This window comes from Fulvivirga aurantia (assembly GCF_009711475.1).
Classification (GTDB): domain Bacteria; phylum Bacteroidota; class Bacteroidia; order Cytophagales; family Cyclobacteriaceae; genus Fulvivirga; species Fulvivirga aurantia.
Genome location: NZ_SMMD01000711.1, coordinates 1 through 6,072 on the forward strand (window position 1 = coordinate 1; position 6,072 = coordinate 6,072).

Consider the following 6,072-nt stretch of genomic DNA (forward strand, 5'->3'; position numbering starts at 1 on the left):
CTAGAGGTTGTCTGCTTATGTAAAATGCAGAAAGCTGCGAGTCATTATTTTGTTTGACAAAATTCATTTGCTCTGCTCTTATATCCGCTGATATGCTTTTTCGTTTTTTAAAAAGAGCACTTATCGCTTCGTTTCCTGCGTTACGATGCATGAGAGAATCCAGACTTAGTTCAATTTTTGTCTTTGCTATTTCAAAATCCAAAAATTTATTTCTGTGGTTACTATATGCCTCACTAATTTCTGATCCCTTTACGCTGTAATTAAGTGTATTAGGTTGAAGTGAACCACTGACTTTCACTTTGTCATCGGCCTCTAATATTAATGTTATGGCTTTATGTCCTGGTCTGTAGACAGAATTATTCAATCTTGTATACTCAGCTGTTTTCGGAGTTATGTAAGAAATCATAGGTTCTTTTACAGGCATATTATAAAAGAATCTACCACCTTCAGCATATACAGTGTCTAAAATTGGGTCGGTGTCGATGGATGATAACAGATAATTTTCAACATAGACAGTGTCATTACCAATTCCTGAAATTTCCGCCTCTACGTTATATTCTTGAGTACAGCAAACGGTAAAACATAAAATAAATAGTAGGGGAAGTTTAATAATAGTTTTCATTGTTTGTAACCGTTTGGAATGACTTATTAAGCTATATTGGTTTTAAATTCTCAATACTCATCTCACCACAATAGATTTCTGTATCGTTTACTTTGTAATATAAGTTATTATCCCTCAAGAAAAATTCTGTGCGTACTACACCCTGAACTCCTTTATTGAACAGCGTAGCCACATAAAATATGATAGAATCTCCCGGCTTTATAGTCTTGGTTAAGGTAGACGGCTTATTTAATACCGCACCGAATACTGGTTCTACAGTCTCAAGGCCATAGTTAAACATAGAGGCTTTATTAAGAGTCATTTCGTTATCAGGTAATAACAGTTTGAAGTAAATATGCTCATCTGCAGATAACTCAATTGAATCAACCGGAAAAGTGATCGCGATTTCCGTTGGTTTAGGGAGGTTGCTTGTTATTTGAGTCCAGAAAATGGTATAGACATAGTCTTTGCCATACGGATCGGAATAACGTAAACCACCTTTTGGGAAGCTGTTTACTATAGTCAATTTATGGCCAGCAGTGTCTGCATATTCGTTTGTGGTGTAAATAAACTGGTCTACCGCTGTAGGTTTTTCTTTTTGACTTTGTATCTCATGAGCGGTTTCTTTAGAATCGCTGATTTCGGTGTGCTCAGTAGTAGGTTTATCTGCTTTGTTGCAAGAGAAAAACGCACTAAGGAATATCACCCAAGAAAGTCTGACCAATTTTATATAACTGTTTGTTGCTAACAATATGCTTAGTATTTGAATACTTCTTGTGGAGGGCTTAAGCGTACGAGTTTGATGTCATTGCGAATAATCACTGATTTAATCTCTACATCATATTCCTCATCGTTATATGTAAATACCAAAAGTCCTCTGTAGATTTCCAATCCATTTTGTTGCTCTAGCTCATACTTGTAGCGTGCGAATTTTATCTTCTCCCAAACAATATCCGCATTTTCAGAGAAGTAGGCTATGCCGCGGTGGTCATTGAGCGCCATACTTTCCCATCTTTCCTTTGGCATTTGCATGATCTGTTCTTTTTGCTGCTCATCAGTGATGTTGTAATGTTTGACAAGGCTTTGCAACTCATTATGTCTCATCATCTTCTTCACAAACTTGCTTTCAGTAATGTTGTCAAATTTGGATAACAAGTCGAACACCTTTTTGCCGGCCTCTTGAGGGTCAATAGACTGTTGAGCTTTTAGAAAAGAAGGTATACTAATCTGTACGGTAAGAAAGACTAGAAAGCAGAGGGTTGTGTTTTTAATCATGTTTAAGGGTTGGTGAGTCAAAGCGCACAATTAGTGAAATTTTGAATTTACGACCGCTAAAATCAAATAAAGAGCCTTAGGTTGCAAGATATTTTTGTGAAAAGCTGGTGAAGGGTGAATAATGAGGAGCTTGAATATAAATCTGAATTACGAATTACTAATCAAGACATAGCGGTTTCCAAGCCTCAGAGACCTCTACGAGTGACTCTTAGGAGGTGAAAAAGGATTTTTTAATTAAGGATTTCAAAACTTTTGGATTCAAAGTATTTCAACATGGGTCAAAGCTTATCAAATTTCTACCAATCTATTACTTTTCAATCAAGTAATTCTTAGAATATTATTTATCAGATGAAACAATACAAATGTGAGCAAACATAAGCGCTGGTGGTCTGTTGCTATCGGTATAAATAAACCACGAAACAAAACCAACAAAGCTATGTCTGATAAAAAACGATTAACCACCTCTGCGGGGGCGCCTTTCGTGACCAACGAAACCTCCAAAACGGCAGGGCCGAGAGGTCCTGTTATGCTCGATGACTACCAATTGATCGAGAAGCTGGCCCATCAAAACCGTGAGCGCATCCCCGAGCGTGTTGTGCATGCCAACGGATGGGGAGCACAGGGAAAATTTACAGTCACACACGATATAACCAAATACACACGAGCAGCCTTGTTTTCTGAAGTCGGAAAAGAAACGGAAGTACTGGCGCGCTGGTCTACCGTGGCTGGAGAAAAGGGGGCCGCAGATGCTGAGCGTGATGTGCGCGGTTTCTCACTCAAGTTTTATACTGAAGAGGGTAACTGGGATATGGTAGGTAATAATACCCCGATATTCTTCATTCGTGATGGATACAAATTCCCTGATTTTATAAGAACGCAAAAGAGACATCCTAAAACCAATTTAAGATCACCGGAGGCCATGTTTGATTTTTGGGCCGCACAGCCCGAGTCGGTGCATCAGGTTACGATTTTAATGTCAGACAGAGGGTTGCCGGTCAATCCGATGCACATGAATGGCTACGGCTCGCACACCTATTCTTTTTGGAATAAAGATGGTGAGCGCTTTTGGGTTAAATTTCACTTTAAAACCCAGCAAGGCCATAAGCATTATACCAACGAAGAGGCTGAGAAGATCATTGGTAAAACCAGAGAAAGCTATCAGGAGGATCTTTACAACGCGATTGATCAGGGTAACTTCCCCAAATGGACCTTATTTATACAGGTGATGCCTGAGGCAGATGCTGAGAAAACAGCTTACAATCCATTTGACCTTACCAAAGTGTGGCCACATAGCGATTATCCGCTCATTGAGGTGGGAGAGTTAGAAATGAATAAAAACCCTGATAACTACTTTCAAATGGTAGAAAATGCCGCTTACTCACCGTCTAACAAGGTGCCGGGTATCGGTTTTTCACCTGATAAGATGTTACAGGCACGCGTATTTTCTTATGCAGACGCCCACCGATATCGTCTGGGTACACATTACGAGGCACTACCTGCCAATGCAGCAAAGAGTCCCGTCAATCATTACCATAAAGATGGTCAGATGAGGTTCTTTACCAACGATTTTGATAACCCTGATGCGTATTATGAGCCCAATAGGTTTGATGGACCAACTGCCAACCCGGAATTTGAGGAACCACCATTAAAAGTTTCTGGCGATATCTCTCGCTATGAGCAGCAAGAAACGATGGACGACTATGAGCAGCCCAGGGCGCTTTTTGAGAATGTGTTGGAAGATGATGAAAAGGAAAGAATGTATTTCAACTATGCAGCAGCCATGAGCCCGTGCTCAGACGAGGTAAAAGAGCGCTGGCTGGCCGTGCTAAAGAAAGTGCACCCTGACTATGAGGCCGGTGTGAGAAAAGCCCTTGAGAATGTAGATAGCGATGTAAACACGGTACCAGTAACAGATGATTCTAAAGTGAGAACCTAGTGATGATGGATATAATGGAAGCGATCAGGAAAGAGGATAATGAGGCCTTAAAACAGGCTTTAGAAGCAAACCCTGATTTGGTAAATCAAAAAGATGAGCGGGGATTTACTCCGCTCATTTTAGCTACCTATTTTGAAAATCTGAAAGCCACGAAAATCATTTTGAGCTACCAGCCGGAAATAAATGCGCAAGATGCCAGTGGAAACACAGCGCTGATGGGCGTAAGTTTTAAGGGCTATTTTAAGCTGGCACAATTGCTTATAGATAATGGTGCAAATGTTAACGTCCAAAATTATAACGGTGCTACAGCCTTGTTTTTTGCCGCCACCTTTGGGCAGCCAGAAATTGTGAAACTGTTATTGGAAAATGGTGCTGATACCAGCATCAAAGACCAGAACGGTAATACTGCCAAAAAACAGGCTCAAATGCAGGGGAATAAGCAGATTGAGGCTTTGCTTTGATGTTTAAAAACTCTTACTTCACCCTCAGAGTCATTAGCGGAGGACTCTGAGGATGTGAAGTGGTCACTTGTCATCTAAGGAAAAAGAAAGGTGCTTATAAAGACTTTCGCAGTGCCTGATTTCACTTTTTGATGCATCTCACTGAAAAACCATAAATTAAATGTTGCTTTGCTTGCCTTATCTTATTTTCATCCTTTTCAAAAATCACTGCCCATGCAAAATCTTCTTGCCTGCTCTTTGACCATATTATATTGCTTTCTTCAAACTTATTAGGGTGCTCTCCATTATTTCCGTACCCAGCATACCTTGCCGAAAATCCATCGATATTTATAGCGAGCGCTTCATGTCCCCAAAAGGATGAGTCTTTCAATATTTGAGAGTTCACCTCTCCTCCATTATCTTGTATCAGCTTCATCCAATCACTGTTATCTGGCAATTCCCAGCCGGTTGGACATACTTGGCAAGCTGTTTCATAATCGTATAATAATCCATATTTACTCTTCATCGTTGAGTCTTGGTTAGGATTATAATATTGTATGGCTTCACCATTTCTATCCTTTGTCACGCGAAGGTTTTCTGTCATCCATAAAACTCCCTGATAGTTTTTAACCGAATAATCATTCCCATCAATGTCTGTCATCTGCAATTCATTGTCTGCACATCTGGTAAAAAGAACTAACAGTAGTGTAGCACATGCCATCACCTTAAATGCCTGTATTATTGATTTTATCATCTTACTGTTTTATTAAACTTAATTGTTTATCCATCTTTCGAGTTAAACGTAGTAGGACTCGAGATAGGTACAATAGCACAAGCGGACGCTTGCGCTAGATTGGTTTGATTAGCTATTTATCACTTCGTTCAGTTTCTTGTTATGACGTTTATCCCTGAGTTTGCTGCTGACAATCCACCAAATGGCTATTCCATATCCAATTAAAGCAAGAATGGTTATGATATGTATTCCAAGGAAGAAGACAATGATGGCAAGCACAGCTGTCAGTAAAAGTTCAACGTAATAATGTTCTTTTTCTTCAAGTCTACGTTGGATGATCTGCTTGTTGCCTCGTCCTTTTCTAATTCGTTCATTTGTCTTTTTAACGAATTGCTCAATTGAGTGAAATCTATCTTGGTCTGAAAGAGAAAAACAGATTCCAAATGTGAGTTCGATATCTTCGAAAAACCGATAATATCTGCGCACACCTTTAAATGAGTTCTTTATGTTGTTCTTAGTAGTTGGTGGGTTCAGTAAGTAGTCTAAAAACCTGGATTCATCGTAATAGGTATTAGGAGTTTGCCTGTTTCGTTGAAATACTATAATTATTTCTGATTTAAGTTTTTCGGAGTTCATCTTAGATGTCTTGAGAGTCTATTGTCAATTTCTCTCTATCTGGTGGCTTGTTAGAATGTTCGATTGGCTTCAAATAGTAGTGGAAAATGTTGTTGGACTCCTTCTTTTTTATGACTTCAAGTGATTGACCTCTCTTTTGTGAGTTGTTAAATCTCAAAAGCAAATATTCAGTTGATTCGTTCTTAAAAATCACTTGTTTACCTTCAGCATGGTCAAATAGTATTCGAGCTTTAACCTTCCAAGACAAACCCGAATATTCAGAAGTTAGTAAAGTACCCTTCTCAAGTCCCTGTTGATAATGTTGGAGTTCAACCACAACTCCACGACCAGGGATGTTGAAACTATTCCTTGTTAGAGCAATTGCTTTTGTTTCTTTAATGTTCATTTTTTTAAGCTTGGGACCGTAGCTTTTCTAAGTTTCGGCAATTTCCCACTACATCCGAGTAAACAC

The 6,072-nt window shown here is 39.2% G+C and carries 8 protein-coding genes; 2 read left to right on the top strand and 6 right to left on the bottom strand.

Features of this window, described 5'->3' with window-relative positions:
- From E1176_RS07880 to E1176_RS07890, 3 genes are all read right to left on the bottom strand, one after another.
- A partial coding sequence (locus E1176_RS07880; RefSeq protein WP_155210067.1) for a DUF4369 domain-containing protein occupies positions 1-622 on the bottom strand: 622 nt, incomplete at its 3' end.
- Between the two features lie 31 nt (positions 623-653).
- Positions 654-1,325: a hypothetical protein gene (locus E1176_RS07885; RefSeq protein WP_155210068.1), complete on the bottom strand. Its 672-nt coding sequence runs from the start codon at positions 1,323-1,325 to the stop codon at positions 654-656.
- 32 nt (positions 1,326-1,357) lie between these two features.
- The gene (locus E1176_RS07890) at positions 1,358-1,876 is read right to left on the bottom strand and encodes a hypothetical protein (protein WP_155210069.1); all 519 of its coding nucleotides are present in this window, start codon (positions 1,874-1,876) and stop codon (positions 1,358-1,360) included.
- 364 nt (positions 1,877-2,240) lie between these two features.
- Here E1176_RS07890 and E1176_RS07895 point away from each other — a divergent pair, with 364 nt between their 5' ends.
- Positions 2,241-3,812 (top strand): catalase, encoded by a 1,572-nt coding sequence (locus E1176_RS07895; RefSeq protein ID WP_343030517.1) that lies wholly within the window; start codon positions 2,241-2,243, stop codon positions 3,810-3,812.
- A gap of 2 nt (positions 3,813-3,814) precedes the next feature.
- On the top strand, positions 3,815-4,273 hold the full coding sequence (locus E1176_RS07900) for an ankyrin repeat domain-containing protein (protein ID WP_155210070.1): 459 nt from the start codon (positions 3,815-3,817) through the stop codon (positions 4,271-4,273).
- Positions 4,274-4,394: 121 nt separating this feature from the next.
- Here the strand turns inward: E1176_RS07900 and E1176_RS07905 are convergent, their stop codons facing one another.
- The 3 genes from E1176_RS07905 to E1176_RS07915 form a co-directional block, all read right to left on the bottom strand.
- On the bottom strand, positions 4,395-5,006 hold the full coding sequence (locus E1176_RS07905; RefSeq protein WP_155210071.1) for an FISUMP domain-containing protein: 612 nt from the start codon (positions 5,004-5,006) through the stop codon (positions 4,395-4,397).
- A gap of 108 nt (positions 5,007-5,114) precedes the next feature.
- Positions 5,115-5,621, bottom strand: a complete 507-nt coding sequence (locus E1176_RS07910) for a hypothetical protein (RefSeq protein WP_155210072.1) — start codon at positions 5,619-5,621, stop codon at positions 5,115-5,117.
- Position 5,622: 1 nt separating this feature from the next.
- A complete protein-coding gene (locus E1176_RS07915) occupies positions 5,623-6,006 on the bottom strand; it encodes a hypothetical protein (protein ID WP_155210073.1) in 384 nt (127 codons plus the stop codon).
- Positions 6,007-6,072: the final 66 nt, after the last annotated feature.

Bases quoted from the DNA above. Each gene is read 5' to 3' on its own strand.
- E1176_RS07890 (WP_155210069.1), bottom strand. From the start codon at position 1,876: ATGATTAAAAACACAACCCTCTGCTTTCTAGTCTTTCTTACCGTACAG.
- E1176_RS07900 (WP_155210070.1), top strand. From the start codon at position 3,815: ATGATGGATATAATGGAAGCGATCAGGAAAGAGGATAATGAGGCCTTA.
- E1176_RS07910 (WP_155210072.1), bottom strand. From the start codon at position 5,621: ATGAACTCCGAAAAACTTAAATCAGAAATAATTATAGTATTTCAACGA.
- E1176_RS07905 (WP_155210071.1), bottom strand. From the start codon at position 5,006: ATGATAAAATCAATAATACAGGCATTTAAGGTGATGGCATGTGCTACA.
- E1176_RS07915 (WP_155210073.1), bottom strand. From the start codon at position 6,006: ATGAACATTAAAGAAACAAAAGCAATTGCTCTAACAAGGAATAGTTTC.